The sequence below is a fragment of the Cellvibrio sp. UBA7671 genome (genome assembly GCA_002483145.1).
Classification (GTDB): Bacteria; Pseudomonadota; Gammaproteobacteria; order Pseudomonadales; family Cellvibrionaceae; genus Cellvibrio; species Cellvibrio fibrivorans.
The window spans coordinates 742,568-758,392 of sequence record DLHJ01000014.1; the positions used below are offsets into that span (position 1 = coordinate 742,568).

General features: G+C 47.9%; 14 protein-coding genes and 2 tRNA genes. 5 read left to right on the plus strand and 11 right to left on the minus strand.

Features of this window, described 5'->3' with window-relative positions:
- Nucleotide 1 precedes the first annotated feature (1 nt).
- On the minus strand, nt 2-901 hold the full coding sequence (locus B4E62_RS15150) for an NAD(+) kinase (RefSeq protein ID WP_310069652.1): 900 nt from the start codon (nt 899-901) through the stop codon (nt 2-4).
- Between the two features lie 93 nt (nt 902-994).
- Here B4E62_RS15150 and B4E62_RS15155 point away from each other — a divergent pair, with 93 nt between their 5' ends.
- A complete protein-coding gene (locus tag B4E62_RS15155; RefSeq protein WP_331352624.1) occupies nt 995-1,957 on the plus strand; it encodes a DUF1853 family protein in 963 nt (320 codons plus the stop codon).
- Nucleotides 1,958-1,959: 2 nt separating this feature from the next.
- On the opposite strand, the gene B4E62_RS15160 is transcribed toward B4E62_RS15155, so the two are convergent.
- The 5 genes from B4E62_RS15160 to B4E62_RS15180 form a co-directional block, all read right to left on the minus strand.
- A complete protein-coding gene (locus B4E62_RS15160) occupies nt 1,960-3,114 on the minus strand; it encodes a cyclic nucleotide-binding domain-containing protein (RefSeq protein WP_331352625.1) in 1,155 nt (384 codons plus the stop codon).
- A 108-nt stretch (nt 3,115-3,222) separates the two neighbouring features.
- Complete coding sequence (locus B4E62_RS15165; protein WP_331352626.1) at nt 3,223-4,164, minus strand: 1-aminocyclopropane-1-carboxylate deaminase/D-cysteine desulfhydrase; 942 nt, start codon at nt 4,162-4,164, stop codon at nt 3,223-3,225.
- 12 nt (nt 4,165-4,176) lie between these two features.
- On the minus strand, nt 4,177-5,547 hold the full coding sequence (locus B4E62_RS15170; RefSeq protein WP_331352627.1) for a hypothetical protein: 1,371 nt from the start codon (nt 5,545-5,547) through the stop codon (nt 4,177-4,179).
- A 634-nt stretch (nt 5,548-6,181) separates the two neighbouring features.
- Nucleotides 6,182-6,258 (minus strand) — tRNA-Asp (locus tag B4E62_RS15175).
- A gap of 61 nt (nt 6,259-6,319) precedes the next feature.
- Nucleotides 6,320-6,395 (minus strand) — tRNA-Val (locus B4E62_RS15180).
- 230 nt (nt 6,396-6,625) lie between these two features.
- Between B4E62_RS15180 and B4E62_RS15185 the strand changes: the two genes are divergently transcribed.
- Genes B4E62_RS15185 through trmA form a run of 3 tightly spaced genes read left to right on the plus strand, consistent with a single transcriptional unit; the run spans nt 6,626 to nt 9,949 of the window.
- Complete coding sequence (locus B4E62_RS15185; protein ID WP_331352628.1) at nt 6,626-8,032, plus strand: two-component system sensor histidine kinase NtrB; 1,407 nt, start codon at nt 6,626-6,628, stop codon at nt 8,030-8,032.
- Between the two features lie 39 nt (nt 8,033-8,071).
- Entirely contained in the window at nt 8,072-8,803 is a 732-nt protein-coding gene (locus B4E62_RS15190; protein ID WP_331352629.1) for a hypothetical protein, read from the plus strand.
- A gap of 57 nt (nt 8,804-8,860) precedes the next feature.
- Nucleotides 8,861-9,949 carry a tRNA (uridine(54)-C5)-methyltransferase TrmA gene (trmA, locus tag B4E62_RS15195; protein WP_331352630.1) on the plus strand — a complete coding sequence of 363 codons (1,089 nt, stop codon included), beginning with the start codon at nt 8,861-8,863 and terminating at the stop codon, nt 9,947-9,949.
- A 9-nt stretch (nt 9,950-9,958) separates the two neighbouring features.
- Here trmA and B4E62_RS15200 read toward each other — a convergent pair whose 3' ends face one another.
- Genes B4E62_RS15200 through rmuC form a run of 3 tightly spaced genes read right to left on the minus strand, consistent with a single transcriptional unit; the run spans nt 9,959 to nt 12,516 of the window.
- On the minus strand, nt 9,959-10,471 hold the full coding sequence (locus B4E62_RS15200) for a GNAT family N-acetyltransferase (RefSeq protein ID WP_331352631.1): 513 nt from the start codon (nt 10,469-10,471) through the stop codon (nt 9,959-9,961).
- A gap of 12 nt (nt 10,472-10,483) precedes the next feature.
- Nucleotides 10,484-10,957, minus strand: a complete 474-nt coding sequence (locus tag B4E62_RS15205) for a DUF2489 domain-containing protein (RefSeq protein WP_331352632.1) — start codon at nt 10,955-10,957, stop codon at nt 10,484-10,486.
- A gap of 23 nt (nt 10,958-10,980) precedes the next feature.
- Nucleotides 10,981-12,516, minus strand: coding sequence for a DNA recombination protein RmuC (rmuC, locus tag B4E62_RS15210; RefSeq protein WP_331352633.1), 1,536 nt, complete (start codon nt 12,514-12,516; stop codon nt 10,981-10,983).
- Nucleotides 12,517-12,642: 126 nt separating this feature from the next.
- Between rmuC and murI the strand changes: the two genes are divergently transcribed.
- Entirely contained in the window at nt 12,643-13,470 is an 828-nt protein-coding gene (gene murI, locus B4E62_RS15215) for a glutamate racemase (RefSeq protein ID WP_331352634.1), read from the plus strand.
- On the opposite strand, the gene B4E62_RS15220 is transcribed toward murI, so the two are convergent.
- A complete protein-coding gene (locus B4E62_RS15220) occupies nt 13,467-13,979 on the minus strand; it encodes a CBS domain-containing protein (RefSeq protein WP_331352635.1) in 513 nt (170 codons plus the stop codon). The genes murI and B4E62_RS15220 overlap by 4 nt on opposite strands.
- A gap of 241 nt (nt 13,980-14,220) precedes the next feature.
- The gene (locus tag B4E62_RS15225; protein WP_331352636.1) at nt 14,221-15,585 is read right to left on the minus strand and encodes an MFS transporter; all 1,365 of its coding nucleotides are present in this window, start codon (nt 15,583-15,585) and stop codon (nt 14,221-14,223) included.
- Between the last annotated feature and the right edge of the window lie 240 nt (nt 15,586-15,825).

Below are 15,825 nucleotides of genomic sequence, written 5' to 3' on the forward strand. Positions count from 1 at the left end.
ATTATTCCTTCAGTAAATGACCGCCCCAGCCCAGCTTGGAACGGCAGCGTTCATAGAAGTTGTAATCAAGTGGATGCAGCAATTCGAGCAGCTGCGGCTTTTTGCGGATACAAATTTCATCGCCCGTTTGCACATCCACATGGGAATGGCCGTCGCAGGTAACCATAGGTTCAGCGCGATTGTGCTCACCAACCATAATGCTGATCGCACTATCCCCTGCCACCACAATCGGGCGGCTGCTGAGTGTGTGCGGGTTCATTGGCACGACCACTATGGCGTCGAGCGCCGGGTGCAGGATCGGGCCACCGCCGCTGAGCGAGTAGGCCGTAGAGCCAGTCGGTGTGGACACTATCACCCCGTCGGAGCGCTGACTGGTAACGAATACGCCATCGACAGATATTTCAAATTGCAGCATATGGATAAATTGACCTGGGTGTAGCACCACATCATTCAAGGCATCCGCTGTGGCGATCACTTGTCCCTGCCGCTTGACCTCCATATCCAGCAGGAAACGCTGTTCGGATTTAAATTTGCCCGATAAGACTTCATCAACTTTGTCTTCAATATCTTCTGGCGTGATATCGGTCAGAAAGCCCAACCGCCCGCGATTCACGCCCAACAGCGGTACACCGTATTTGGCAAGCGCGCGGGCACCGCGCAGCAAACTGCCATCGCCCCCCACCACAATCACCAGATCACAGACTTGGCCGAGCGCCTCCATATCCATGATTTGTTGTGCAGAAGACACCATACTTGCATCAGTGATTAGCGCAGCCGTCTCGGCTTCAAGCACAAACGCCTTTTTGCGCTGCTGCAAAAAACGAATCAATCGCTTGATGGAATAGACCGCGCGCTCGTTGTTGAGATGGCCAATCAAGCCAATGGTTGAAAAATGAGTCATAGAAATTCACTGAGTGAGCGGTTATGAAAATGTGCGAATAGTAATCAGGTTTGTAAGCTATTATAGCCTGCAGATCAACCAAGACTTCATTTTATGCCAGAAACGAAAAACGAATCGTTTAATCAGCGTGTACACAAACTGCAGCACCAAGCCGTACGCGACCTTGCATGGTGCTGTTTTAGTGCGCCCATGATGCAGGAATTGCCAGAATCAGGTGCTACTATGCTGCCAATCGGTAATGATCGACTGTGGCCGTGGTTGATCGCACTGGATCAACAGCCGAATGAACTTATCGAGCAAATTGCAAAAGTCAAAAGTACAAGACTGGGTATTTATTACGAAACACTTTGGCGCTTTTATTTTTCGCAACAGTCCGATTGGGAATTACTGAATCACAATTTGCAGATAGAGCGCAAGGGAATCACGCTCGGTGCTTTTGATTTTTTGTGTCGTCGCGGCAACGAATATTGGCACATAGAAACAGCTGTAAAATTTTATTTATGCAACACCAGCAATCCCGATGAAGCGCGCGAATGGCATCATTGGATTGGCCCCGCCAGCCATGACCGACTGGATTTAAAACTGTCGCATTTGCACAAGCACCAATTGCCGTTGCACCGAACTGCAGAGGCAAGAACACAATTGCAAACCTTGTATCCGGAAGCAACCGAATGGAAAACCGGCCTGTGTTTGCAGGGTTATTTATTTTCACCTGTACCGACGAAATACAGCCCCGCTTTTAGCAACGAAAATCACGGCCACGGATACTGGTGGCATCTGCAGGATTTTTTGCAATACCTGCCGGAACATGCCGATATGCAATGGATTATTTTCGAACGCAAGCGCTGGTTATCGCCCGCACATGTCAATGACAAAAATGAATTGGTACAAGGGGTCGATTTAATAAAGCAACTACAAAAGCAGATTGGTGAAATGAAAAGGCCGCTATTGTTAGCGGCCTTGAAAAAAGCGGATTGTACGGATAACTTTTGGAGCGAAGCCTGGCGCGGTTTTGTCGTACCAGACAACTGGCCACAACCCCAATCAATCGCGTAAGGTTACCTCTGCCCGAGCACTGCCACCCCATCGCGCAATACATAATTGTTGGTGTCCTTCAAAAACTGTTGCACCCCCGCAGGGGTAAACAATTGCGGACAATTTTCCAACGCCAATGTGTTATAACCGTGCTGCGCCAATAAATGTGCAGCAGCGCGGCTGCGGCGACCGGAATCGCAATAAAAAATATAGAGATTATCTTTAGCAAGCAAACGCGACTTTATCGCTAGAATATTCAAGGGAATATTTACCGCTTGCGGCAAATGCATTTCGCTATATTCTTCTTCACTGCGCACATCTACCGCCACAATGCCTTTGGCGATATGAGCTTCCAACTCACTCAATGCCAGAGTGGCAACACTCGGCTCTTTCAGCAGACGATAAAAATCCTGTTTGTCCAAGCGCATCAGTACACCATCGGTACGCATCATCACAGTGGCGTTGCGCACGGTTTCATTTACAAGGGCATCTTCGCCAAAACAGCGGCCGACACTGATCGTTGCAAGGTGCTGCCGCTTATTATCACTGTGGCGAGTTACGTCAGCCTCACCCTCTTTAATGAAATAACATTGGTCACCCATTTCACCCTGACGAATAATCACATCACCGGCATAGACGACTTGCGGGGTGAGACGCGAAAAAATTTGCTCGACATTGAGTGGCGGAACTTTGAAAAACAAATTGGATTTTAAAACAATCATCATCCAATCAACGTCTTCATCCAGATCGCGCTCACGCGAAATAATTAACTGTAGATAATCCGCCACCTGGCTCCAGGTCAGCATTTTATCCAGACGTTCGCTGTCGATGCGCAACACACTACAATCTGTTTCGGCTACCGCCGTAAACTGACGGGGTTGCTGATGTGCAATGGGAAAAAGCGAAGACCGACCTTTAATTCGGGAGCAGGTGCCATCTTCAGCGGCCAAAGAAACATCACCATGCAGTAGATATACATGCTGTGCGTCGTAGTTGCCGGCGGTAAACAAAGTTTGTCCTGCGCAGACCGTCTCAACCACAGCATCATCCAACAATGCGAGCAAATGGCTTTCGCTCATATCTTTTAACGGCACCAGTGTGCGCGTTAAATTCAGATCGAATTCAACCGGCGGCACCTGGGTCGTCGTTGGAGATGAGGTAGTTTTCTGAGCTTGCATAACAACATCCTTCAAGATGACAGCGACAACTTAAGACAACGTATTCACACAACTTTTCAATCACACAACACTATCCAGTGCAGAATTCATTACGGCTATTACAAACCATTACGGGCAAATAAAACCCCGTCGCCCCTGGAGCCCGCCAGAATGTATTGCAACAATTCGCGAGCCACGAGGCCAATACCCCTGTTGCGCGAGGGAATTCATTCCCCAAAACAGTTTTAGGGTATAGACAGGATCAAGTGGTATACCGCTACTGCGCTCAAAATCTTGCCAAAATTGTGTCAGGTATTCAGGGTGTTTTTTTCCATAACCACCCGCATGAAAGCCGGTAATCAAACGCCAGTTAGCATCGACACCAGATTTACAAATCTGGCGATAAGTAGTGGATATTGCATCACCCAAACCACCCTCACCTTTTAAAACTGAAAAGCCCAGCGCCAGTTTGGTCCTATCAACTCCTGCCGCCAAACCTGCCACACTGGTCCCGGTTCCGCAGGCCATGCATACCGCAGTATAGTCACCTTTCAACTGCTGCTCTAGCGCCTGCCCCAGCAACTGCATACCACGCGCGCCCGCCAGATTGGCGCCCCCTTCCGGGATAAGATAAAACTCGCCATAGCGGGACTGCAATTCAGCAAGCAATTCCGGCTCACTTTTATGCTGGTAATCCGTACGGCTGATAAAAACCAGCTGCATCCCCCAAGCTTCAGCATCACTGAGCATCGGACTTAGTTGTGCAGGTCGCTCGCCACGCACCACACCAAATGTGTTGAAACCATAGCGATTTCCGGCTGCCGCCAGCGCGTGCAAATGATTGGAATAAGCGCCACCAAAACTTAACAGGCGGGAAAATCCTTGCTCACGCGCAGCACGCAGATTAAAAAATAATTTGTAAAACTTGTTGCCTGATAAATTTGGATCAATCAAATCGTCCCTACGCACCAAAACTTCAATCCCTGCATCAGTAAATACCTTATGCTCGAGTCGTTGCACAGGAACTTTTCGGGCGATATCCAGTAATTCATCCGCCGAACCGATCAACACTATATCTAACCTTCAACGTCGTTCCGCCACCAATGAATAAGCCACCGCTTGATGCTGCGCACAGCGGTCGCTCTCGCCAGGGTGGAATTCTAACGGAGTTTCAAGCGCAGGGATGCTTCTACCGCACAGCTTGCCACGAGGATCAACTGCGTTGCAGCATGGCGATTTATGGTGCTCAAGCCACGCGAGGTAGATCACTTCACTCACACCAGCCTTGTCCGCGGCATAAGCTTGTGGATCTTCGAGATAGCGGCCAATATCATCCAAGGCAATCGCTATTTCCCCCAGCCCCGGCAAGAAGACAACCAAATTGACACCTGCCTTAGTCAAGCGCCCCAGCAATTGATCACCGCTGTTTTTCAACAGCTGCTGATTTTCTCGCTTGAGGTTCACAATCTCGTCTTTCAATGCGCTCTCATTTTGATGGCGATAAAACAGTTCCACCTCGCGCATATCCAACATTTCGCGCAGCTCAGCAGTAGCAGCGCGAATTTTGGCGTCCAACTCCAACGCAAAATTTTCTTGCAGTACCTGCACTTGGCTGGATTCATCCTGCTGCGCCGCTTTGAGCTTATGCGCAAAATATTCGCGCATCCCCTCAATTTTGGTCGCCTGTACGTCCAGGGTATCTTTGAGATTGCGGTTGCGCTCAGTCAGCTCTTTGTTTTGCTGTTCAAACTGCTGATGCTTTTGTTGATAGGCCAGCAACCGCTGTTGATGCTCATGCTGAACGGCATGAAACTTGGCTTGGTGCTGATTCATTATGGTAGCAATGCGCAGGCGCTGTTCTTTAATCAGCATTGCCATTTTGTCGCGCAGCTCTTGTGCATAGTGATCGTGGAGTTTCTGCTCCAATGCCACTTGCTCGCGCTCTGCCTCCTTCGCAGACCTCACCGCCTGTACAGCTACAGCAGGTTTTGGCTCCTCCACAGGAGTGGGCTTAACAATCAACCCCAGGCGATTCGCCTTTACCGCTTTGCGCATAGCAACAAAACTATTATTGCCTCGCTGCATTAGCGGGTCCCACAAGCTTTTTTGGTGCCATGCTATGGAGCACTGGCTGTAACACGCCAAACGGATAGCACCTGCGCCCATATCCGGTCCAGAACCGGCTGTTTCGATCAACTGGCGTAGTGGCACGTTCCAGCGACGGTCAACCATCCCCTTTGCATCAAAACCCAACAAAAAAAAGACCGCACCTGTAACACACAGAGAATGATCAATCTGCACATAGACGGCTTTAGCTGAAGCATTGGCAAAATCAGGAACCGGGATAAAACCATCCAGGATGGCTTCAAATTCGGGATAGAGTAACTCACGGGAAATCTGCTCTTCCTGAAACAGAAAGACCGCTTCGAGTTGCTCTGCGGGAGAATTGGGCATAGGCAATCGTCTCAAACCAAGCGGGTTATTACCGGGGAAGTTCTTGCAGTATAGAAAACCAACTACCACGAAAACGTGAACAACCACCCGCAATAGCGACTTTTAGCCAGATTTGCGGCCTACTCGACGTAAATTACCGTTAAGTTTGATGTCATCAAAAACCACTGGTTATAGGGATCTGAAGGAAGCAGGAAAAGAGTTATGAGGAAACGGGGTAAACAGAAAGCAGTCTTGTGAGAGGAAATTACCGCGAGCCTTGCAGCAAAATGCTGCAGCAGCCCGGGTTAGATATCTGAGTAATCCTCAGTCATTTCATCGTCAGAGTCGTCGTACTGAACATCCAACAGGTCTTCTATATAGTCTTGCATTGTTTATTACTCCTTTAAGGGAATGATTTTACGATGAGGCGTACAGCCTGATCAGAGACAGCCAAACAACCTAACTGTTCACGGACTTTACTCCTCAAAGCCCAAATTACCAATTGAAGATGACAATTTTATGTATACCCAATATTTATTAGCTAATAACCAAAAGTATGAGGGAATAGCATTTGAGCGGGAAACAGGCAGGACTAATGGCAGGCGGTTACATCAGGCAATAAAAAACCCGCAACAAGTGCGGGTTTCTTGAATAGTGGCGGACCGGACGGGACTCGAACCCGCGACCTCCGGCGTGACAGGCCGGCATTCTAACCGACTGAACTACCGGTCCGCATATTTCTCAACACCTGCATTTTTACTTTATTGCCCTTGTTCATGAGAGCGTAAAAATGTGGTGGGCGGTACAAGACTCGAACTTGTGACCCATGCCTTGTAAGGGCATTGCTCTACCAACTGAGCTAACCGCCCCTCGTTGAGAGGTGCGCATTCTATCGAATCTGGCTGGGCTGTCAAACATTTTTTAGCTAAACATTTAAACTTTTTCAGATTCGCTTAAAAGCTCATCAATGGCGGATAAAAATGCAGCAAAAAAGATTCAGGAACACACAAATTGAAGGTTCTGTACAGAATTCAAGTCGAATTAATCAAAAGCAAAGAGTAGATTATCGATACCCCAATCCAAAACCCACACATACCTTATGACCGCAGACCCGTTCATCACCAGTTTCTCCCACAGCGATTCCAGCCCCTGGATGGGCATAGTGGTGATATTGCTGCTCGTACTACAAACATTATTAATTATTGGCTTACAGCGCAGCCGCCTGAGCAATAAGCGAGCGCGCAAAGCATTAAAAGAATCGCAAAAAGCACTGGAAGAAAAAATTCGCGAACGCACGGAAAGCCTCTACACCACCAATAACCTATTGATCGATGAAGTCGCGCGGCACGAGCAGACCGGACGCCAATTGCGCGAGACTAAACTTTATTTACAAAGCATGATCAACTCCATGCCGTCGATTATTATTGGTGTAACCGCAAATGGTGATGTAACCCATTGGAACGCAGCTGCCGAAAACACCTTTGAAATTTTTTCCAATGAAGCGCTCGACCGAAAAATAATGGATTTGTTACCGCTCTTCCCCGTCACACTTAACGCAATAAAAAATTCCATCCGCAGCGGAGAGCCTCACTCAATACAACACACACAGAACGATGAAGACGAAAAAAAACGTTACTTTGAAATTACCATTTATCCATTAATTTCCAGCACCCAACAAGGCGCCGTTATTCGTGTGGACGATGTGACCCTGAAAGTCACCATTGAAAACCTGATGATACAAAATGAGAAAATGTATTCACTGGGCGAGGTAGCAGCAGGCATCGCACACGAAATCAATAATCCACTCAGTGTGATTTTGCAAAACGTGCAAAATATTGCACGTCGAACAGACGCCAACTTTCCCGTCAATCAAACTCGCGCAACGGAATTAGGAATTGATTTTCCGCAAGTAAATACCTATCTACACGCACGCGAAATTCCCCAGATGCTAGACTCCATTCGCGAAGCGGGCGAACGCTCCGCCACTATCGTGCGCAATATGCTGGAGTTTTCCCACAATTCACAGCGTAAAACCAGCTTGGTCGATATCAAACATCTCATCGAACAAACTATCGCACTGAACCGCAGTAGCTACCCCAAGCCGCAAAGTGAGCATGCATTGCAGATCATCACTGAATTTGCCGACCCAATGCCGCCCCTGCATGCTTCTGCCCCCGAACTGCAGCAGGTATTGCTAAATCTGTTGCGCAATGCAAAACAAGCGCTCGCAAGCAGCGCGATAGAACAACCTTGTATTTGGATTAGGACCTATCCACAAAACCACCATCTTGTGATCGAGGTTCAGGACAACGGCCCCGGCATGGCCGATACTATTCGCCAACACATCTTTGAACCCTTTTTTACCACCAAGGAATTGGGTTCAGGAACAGGCTTGGGGTTATCTGTTTCTTATTTCATTATCACCGAGCGCCACCAGGGAACGATTGATGTAAAAACTGCGCCCGGCAAAGGCAGCAATTTTATTATCCAATTGCCTTTGCAGTAGCAATCCATCACACAACTTATCGTTTACCAGGAAATAATAATGATCAACGCACACTATTTTTACCTTGCAGCATTGAGTGCTGTATTCATGAGTGGCTGCGCAACCCCCCCCACAATCCCGGATGCCACCAGCATTGAAAAAGCAGCAACCCGTGTACTGAGCGAAACAGTTTATTTTTCTACACTGTTTTCCAGCTGCGCAGCCTTGGGGGGCGATACCGAGCTGGATGCAATCGACATTCAACAAAATTGGATAAACACAAACGCAAATTTGGTCGCTGCCGCCGATAGCTATTACAGCCAACAGCAAGCCAACAATACATTTACTTATGATGGCAAAACACTAGCGCCTGTCACTATTCGCCTTGTGATGGATGCGCGCAACCGTGCAACCAATGAATTAGCGTTAGCGCAACGCAGCCCGGTCAATAAACAAAAAACCTGCCAATTTCGCCTGGCGCAAATCAACGGCAACAAACTCCCATTGGCAAATGATCCACTGATCGCGCCCTACCAGGCCGAGCTGCTTACCCATGTACCGCTCGACCTCAATATTGCCGATGCACCACAACTTGCTGGCGGACTATCAGGCGCATCTCAAGGTGCAACTTATTTCACCATTGCCAAAGCGCATGAATCCAGCTGCACCGCCGCTTATACACTGAGCATTGCCAATCAATGGCCGAAGGAAGCTTATGCCAATTTCTGTGGTGAAAAAGCCGTGGACATCATCACCTGTGAATGGGGCAAATGTGAGACGAAGAAGTTATAATGGGCCATACCAAGCCGCAGCCACCTGCGGCTTGTTTCTTATTTTATGAGCCCCAGTATGACGCCCACAGATTTCTCCACCGCCAGCTACCAGCAGCAACTCGCCGAAAAACTTACAAAAATCCAGCAGGATTTTGCCGAATTCTCGCTCCCGGAAATCAGCGTTTTCAGCTCCCCCGAAAAACATTACCGCATGCGCGCAGAGTTTCGCGTATGGCATCAACAAGAACGCACCGAATATGTGATGTTCACCCAGGACGAATTCAAACGCCCCTACCCGATCCATGAATTTCCCGTTGGTTCTGCATTGATGAACCAATTAATGACGCGCGTATTGCAGGAAATTAATAGCGATGATTTGTTGCGCCGCAAACTCTACCAAGTCGATTTTTTAACTACCCAAAGTGGCGAAGCACTGGTGACTTTGATTTATCACAAACCGCTGGATGAAGCCTGGGTAGCCAAAGCACAATCACTGAAACAGTCGCTGGGAATCGATATTATCGGCCGCAGTCGTAAGCAGCGGTTATTGGTTGAACGCGACCATGTTATTGAACGTCTGAGCGTTGCAGGTCGCGAATATGCTTATCAACAAGTGGAGGCCAGTTTCACCCAGCCCAACGCAAAAATTTGCGAAGCTATGCTGACATGGGCGGTCGAAAATAGCAGAGGCTTGAGCGGGGATTTATTAGAGCTCTATTGCGGTAACGGCAACTTTACCTTGCCTCTTTCACAAAATTTCAGCAAGGTTTTGGCTACCGAAGTATCCAAAACTTCTGTGGAGTCAGCGCAATATAATATTGCTGCAAATCAGATCGACAACATCCAGATTGCCCGCATGTCGAGCGAGGAATTTTCCCAGGCGATGGATGGCGTGCGCGAGTTTAATCGCCTGCGCCATGTCAATTTAGCGGATTACAATTTTTCTACCATTTTTGTCGATCCACCACGCGCCGGGCTTGATCCACACACCACCAGTATTACCCAGCGCTTTGATAATATCCTGTATATTTCCTGCAACCCGGAAACACTGCGCGAAAATTTAAAAACAATTACTCAAACGCACAGCATCAAAGCCTTTGCAATTTTTGATCAGTTCCCCTACACACACCATGTGGAATGTGGTGTGGTGTTGCAGAAAAAATAATTGGAAAAATTAACCAGCAAGCTCGCGCGTCATATAAATTGCAGGACCAGAATAGGATGCAAGGTTGTGTTGCTGGATCTTATCCAGCTGATCGCATTCATTAAAACCTAATTTCTGCCAAAAGGATTTGGAGTTTTGCACCGATACCAAAGCCGCCGCGCGCAGTTCACGCTGCTGCGCCTCCTTCAAAGCATGATTCACCAACAGCGGCCCCAAGCCGCAACCTGCGGCCGATTTGCTAATGGCGAGGTCGTGCAAATACAACGCGGTTGATTCAGGCTTGTGCGCAAACTCACTCCCCCAAGGTGATACCTCACCCAGCGCTGAATGATAACCAACCAGATAACCACAGACTTCACCCGCGCGCTCGACGACCCAGGAAGTATCCGGTGTTTGCGCAAAGCGGGCGAGAATCACCTCGTCAGTTTCGAGAATTTCATCGATATAAGCTTCGGCCTGAATACGAATCACATCCGCAATATCGCTCAATCGCATAGCGCGACAAATAAATTCTACCGTCATGTTCAAATAGCCCTAAAAATCCCGCCCCTGAATGCGCTTGGCGGCATCCATCACAAAATCATTGAACGTGGCTTCGTGACGCAAACGTTCCAGATCAAATTTTTTCTGCTCAGAATCGGAAAGATTTTGCCAAGATTCCAAATAAGGAATGTGACTGGTTTTTTCACGCAACTGATAAAAAGCGGAAAATTCAATTTTTATATCGGCATTGACATCAAGTGAATCTAACAGACCGGAAATACGAATACTGGCTTCAGTCAGCGTCAATTCGTCTTTGTGAACTGCCTGTGCAAGAATTTGGATACTTTTATTGACCCATTCGCGCCGTTCAACTTGCGCTTTTTGATTGGCGGCTTCCAGCGCTTGTAGTTTCACTGCGCGGTCTTTTTTCTGAAGATATACTTTATAAACCAACCGGCCGGCGATGGCCGTCAAGACCAGAATAATTAACGCACCCAAAATAATTAATATCGACAACAGACTCATTGTTACTACGCTCTCAAAAAGTGTTAACGCCCACCTGCATCATCTGGGTGATCCATATCCAATAAAAGCTCTTCGGTCTCAATCTCAGCACCTGCATTTTCCAATAAATGGCCAGCAATGGATTTTTTGGTTTTTGCGCCCAAGCGGCGAATATCATCGACACGCTTTACCAGATTGCCGCGCCCGGTTTGTAAACGATCACGCGCTTTGCTGTAAGCCTCCTGGGTTTTATTGAGCGAGTTGCCAATCGCATCCAGAGATTCCAACAGCAATACAAATTGGTCATGCAAGGCGCCCGCTTCTTTAGCGATACGCTCGGCGTTTTTGTTTTGCTTTTCGTAGCGCCAAATATTCTCGACTGTGCGCAAAGTTGCCAATAACGTTGTCGGGCTTACTAAAATGATATGGCGGTCATAGGCCTCGCGGTATAAACCCGGCTCATGCTGCAAGGCAAACATAAACGCTGCCTCAATCGGGATAAAAATAAATACAAAGTCGAGCGCTTTAATACCGTCTAACTTTTCGTAATCCTTAATGCTTAAACTTTTGATATGGCTGCGCAACGAATTTACATGGGCATTCAGATAATATTTACGCTCGGTTTCATCATCAGAACTGCAGAATTTTTCATAATCAACCAGCGAGCACTTTGCATCGATAACAATGTCTTTATTTTCTGGCAAATGAATAATTACATCTGGCATCAAACGCGAGCCATCACTGCCAGTGAAATTTACTTGCGTGTCGTATTCGCGACCTTTTTGCAAACCGGATTCCTCCAGCAAACGCTCCAACACTACTTCACCCCAATTCCCCTGGGCTTTGCTATTGCCTTTGAGTGCTTGCGCCAGATTAACCGCGTCTTCGCCGATTTTTTGCGCCTGCTTTTGCAGCTCTACCACTTGCCCAGAAAGGCGATTACGCTCCGCATTTTCTTTTTCGTACACGTCCTCTACTTTTTTGCGGAACTCTGTGAGCTGTAGTTTCAGGGGATCGAGCGTATTGTCGAGCAGACTTTTGCTATTCAAATTAAATTGCTGCTGCTTGTTCTCAAAAATCTTGTTGGCAAGGTTTTCAAACTCTTTAGCCAATTCCACTTTGGCATTTTGCAAAAGCGCCAACTGCTCAGCGAAATTTTTGCGTTCCTGCTCCAAACGGGTTTTGAGTTCGGTGTTTTCTTTAGCAAGATGTGTAAGCTGCTCATCTTTACGCAGAGATTGTTGTTGCAGCTCATCAAAGTGACGGGTTTTCTCTCGCAGGCCGGCTGCATCCTGCTGGGAAACACCCAGAGATTGCTGTAATTCATTTGCATGTTGCAGGGTGGATTGCAACTGGGTTTTGATGTCTGCCACCTGCAATTTGAGCTGATTGCCCTCTTGTTGCAGTGCCGCTTCGCGCAGCGCATGGCTGTGCTGTAATTGCTGCAGGGCGGATTCAAGCTCGTGAGTTTTGGCAAACACGGCTTGATCGAGGCGACGACCAACAATCCAATACACAATAAGGGCGCCGATAGCCAAGCCAGCCAGGGCGGCAATAAGAGTTAATACCGATGGATTCACAAGAAAACTCCAGAATGTAAAACGCAGCTAGGCATTATCAGCCATGGCCGTTAAAATCGCGGCCATTTTAGCAACATATCGCCGTATTCAGGCCATTGATTTAACTCATCGCTGATTAACTCACTTATGACCAATTCCACCCAATCCTTTCAAGCTCCCCGCATTCTGGTATTCGATTCCGGTGTCGGCGGCTTGAGTGTCGCCCGCGAAATCCAGCAACGCTTGCCGCTGAATCCGCTGATCTACGCCTCGGATAATGCGTTTTTTCCTTACGGCACCAAAGGTGAAGCTGAACTGATTGAACGAGTGGATCTGGTTATCAACGAACTTTTGCTAGGCTGTCCGGCCGATATCCTCGTTATCGCCTGCAATACCGCCAGCACCCTCACCCTGCCCCATTTGCGCAGCAAGTTGAATGTGCCAATTGTCGGGGTTGTACCGGCAATCAAACCGGCGGCGCTGATGAGCAAAACCGGGGTGATCGGCCTACTCGCCACACCAGCAACAGTTGCGCGCCCCTACACCCATGAATTAATCCGCGAGTATGCGGCTAATTGCCAGGTAATTTCTTTGGGCAGTAGCGAACTGGTACAAATCGCCGAACAAAAATTGCGCGGCGAAGCGATTGATGTAAATGCTATTGGCAGGATCGCGCAGGAATTGATGCGCGCAGATCAAGCAGAACAAATGGATGTATTGGTACTAGCCTGCACCCATTTCCCGCTATTAAAAGATGAATTGGCGCAATACCTGCCCACGCAACTGAAGTTGATTGATTCAGGGGCAGCGATTGCAAGACGGGTAGAGTTTTTGCTCGCCGATGCTGCAGAGCCACCGGCAGATTATCTACCCGAACATCTTGCGGTATTTACCAAAGCTACCGAAGCAGCAGAACGTTTAGCGCCAGCGTTAACCGGTTTTGGAATTCGCCAACAGGCTTATCTCGATATCTAAACCACCAGACGCAACTCATGCCCGTCAGGCTGCAAGTTGCGCAAAATATCCATACTGGTAATCACGCCCAAGGCTATTTTCTTTTCCGTCACTACTACACGGTGAATATTGTTTTTCACCATCACCGCAGCAACTTCTGCCACAGAGGCCTCTGGACTCACGGTAATAATTTCGTGCTGCATAATCTGGTGCACCGTGCAGTTATATTCTGCGCGATTACTCCAGTCGCGCAGGCTGGCTTCATCCAAATCAATTTCACAACTTTCGCGGTAGTAATTGCGCAGCGCTTCGCGGCGGTTGTCTTCATTCATACTGCTGAATTTGAAAATATCCGAAACAGTCACCACACCAACCAATTCATGGTCCGATGCGATCACCGGAGCACCAGATATACCGTGTTTAATAAAAAATTCCGCGAGCCGGTGAATAGTCCAACCTTCATAAGCACTCAGCAGGGTTTTGCTCATAATGGCTTGGGCATTAAGGTTATTTTTATGGGTTATCGACATATCGGATTCCTCTTTTCGAGTTTCGTCTGCAGGTTTCAGGATTCTTTGCAGAAAATTGGAAATGCCCTTTAAGTATTAACGCAGGCGATAAATTCGACACCAATTGACGAGCAAAACTCGCGCATCAATTAGACTTTTTCTGCATTAAAACTATCGATTGATAAATATCGATGCATCTCAGACCAATAAAAAAGCCGCTGGATTTATCAATCCAGCGGCTTTCGTCAATCCAATCAATTTGTTATAGATCGGTAATTGGTTTGTACTTGGGCACGAGGGTTTTCATCACACCCCATGCAAGCAGATAAGCGACCGCACAGACTGCAAACATAATCGCGTAGCCAGTATGGATATTGCCTTGGGCACCGTAGTAGTCAAACAACCAGCCGCCGGTCTTAGACAAGAAAACACCGCCCAGACCGCCCGCCATTCCGCCGATACCTACCACTGAACCCACCGCTTTTTTGGGGAACATATCAGACACAGTGGTAAAGATATTTGCTGACCAAGCCTGATGCGCAGAGGCGCCTATACCAATCAGGATGACCGGCACCCAGAAACCGTAATGACCTAAAGGCTGCGCAAGCAATACCACCAATGGGAAGAGTGCAATTACAAACATAGCGCGCATGCGGCCGTCGTAAGCGTTGTAGCCTTTGTTCATAAAATAAGTTGGGAACCAGCCGCCACCGATACTGCCGAACATGGTCAAGCTATACAGCACGGTTAATGGCAGCATTAGCTGGGTGCCGGTCAATCCGTATTGTTCGCCCAAATATTTTGGCAACCAGAATAAGAAGAACCACCAAACACCGTCAGTCATAAACTTGCCGAACGCAAATGCCCAGGTTTGGCGATAGCCGAGCAATTTAAACCAGGAGGTTTTTAACTCTTCTTCAACAGGCACAACCGGCGCTTCACCCGGATTGGTATTGATGTAATCCAACTCTGCCTGACTCAGGCGTTTTTGTTTTGTCGGAATTTCGTAATAAATCTGCCAGAGCACCATCCACACAAAACCAATGGCGCCAATCACAATAAACGCGGTTTGCCAGCCCCAATTAACCGCAATCCAGGGCACAGTCAAAGGCGCAAGAATCGCACCTACGTTGGCACCCGAATTGAAAATACCCGTCGCAAAAGAACGCTCTTTTTTAGGGAAGTATTCAGCGGTGGCTTTGATCGCCGCAGGGAAGTTACCCGCCTCACCTATCGCCAGCACGGCGCGGGAAATCATAAAACCGATAATTGAAACCGGGATCGCAGCTATACCTGCAATCGCCAACACATTGTTAGTGAAGTGGCCGATAGGCACCGCATAGGCATGCATGATCGCGCCAATAGACCAGATCACAATCGCCACTATGTAGCCCAGCTTGGTACCCAGTTTGTCGATAACACGACCAGCGAAGAGCATGGAAATGGCGTATACGAATTGGAAAACCGCCGTGATATTGGCGTAGTCGCTGTTAGTCCAGCCGAACTCTTTGGATAGAGCGGGAGCTAAAAGGCTGAGAACCTGGCGGTCGAGATAGTTAACAGTGGTTGCAAAAAACAGGAGGGCACAAATCGTCCACCGGTAATTACCAATAGTTTGATGGTTCATAGGGTCACTTGTTTATAGTTATGGAATACAAAGGGAATCATAGACGCACTTTTGAATATCACTCAAAAAGTGGCAGCCTAACGAAACACTCACCTAATGTATTGACCTTATTTGCCTGTGTTCTTTTGCCTGAAGGCGCGCCCTTTGGGCTATTTTTAATTGTGGGCGGGAAAAGTAGCATGTTTCATCTGGCCAGACAAGCCAAGTAGCCCGCTAAACCCTTGTGCGACAAAGGTTTAT

Coding starts and splice junctions, on each gene's coding strand:
- B4E62_RS15150 (WP_310069652.1), bottom strand. CDS start 901: ATGACTCATTTTTCAACCATTGGCTTGATTGGCCATCTCAACAACGAG.
- B4E62_RS15155 (WP_331352624.1), top strand. CDS start 995: ATGCCAGAAACGAAAAACGAATCGTTTAATCAGCGTGTACACAAACTG.
- B4E62_RS15160 (WP_331352625.1), bottom strand. CDS start 3,114: ATGCAAGCTCAGAAAACTACCTCATCTCCAACGACGACCCAGGTGCCG.
- B4E62_RS15170 (WP_331352627.1), bottom strand. CDS start 5,547: ATGCCCAATTCTCCCGCAGAGCAACTCGAAGCGGTCTTTCTGTTTCAG.
- B4E62_RS15185 (WP_331352628.1), top strand. CDS start 6,626: ATGACCGCAGACCCGTTCATCACCAGTTTCTCCCACAGCGATTCCAGC.
- B4E62_RS15190 (WP_331352629.1), top strand. CDS start 8,072: ATGATCAACGCACACTATTTTTACCTTGCAGCATTGAGTGCTGTATTC.
- trmA (WP_331352630.1), top strand. CDS start 8,861: ATGACGCCCACAGATTTCTCCACCGCCAGCTACCAGCAGCAACTCGCC.
- B4E62_RS15200 (WP_331352631.1), bottom strand. CDS start 10,471: ATGACGGTAGAATTTATTTGTCGCGCTATGCGATTGAGCGATATTGCG.
- B4E62_RS15205 (WP_331352632.1), bottom strand. CDS start 10,957: ATGAGTCTGTTGTCGATATTAATTATTTTGGGTGCGTTAATTATTCTG.
- murI (WP_331352634.1), top strand. CDS start 12,643: ATGACCAATTCCACCCAATCCTTTCAAGCTCCCCGCATTCTGGTATTC.
- B4E62_RS15220 (WP_331352635.1), bottom strand. CDS start 13,979: ATGTCGATAACCCATAAAAATAACCTTAATGCCCAAGCCATTATGAGC.
- B4E62_RS15225 (WP_331352636.1), bottom strand. CDS start 15,585: ATGAACCATCAAACTATTGGTAATTACCGGTGGACGATTTGTGCCCTC.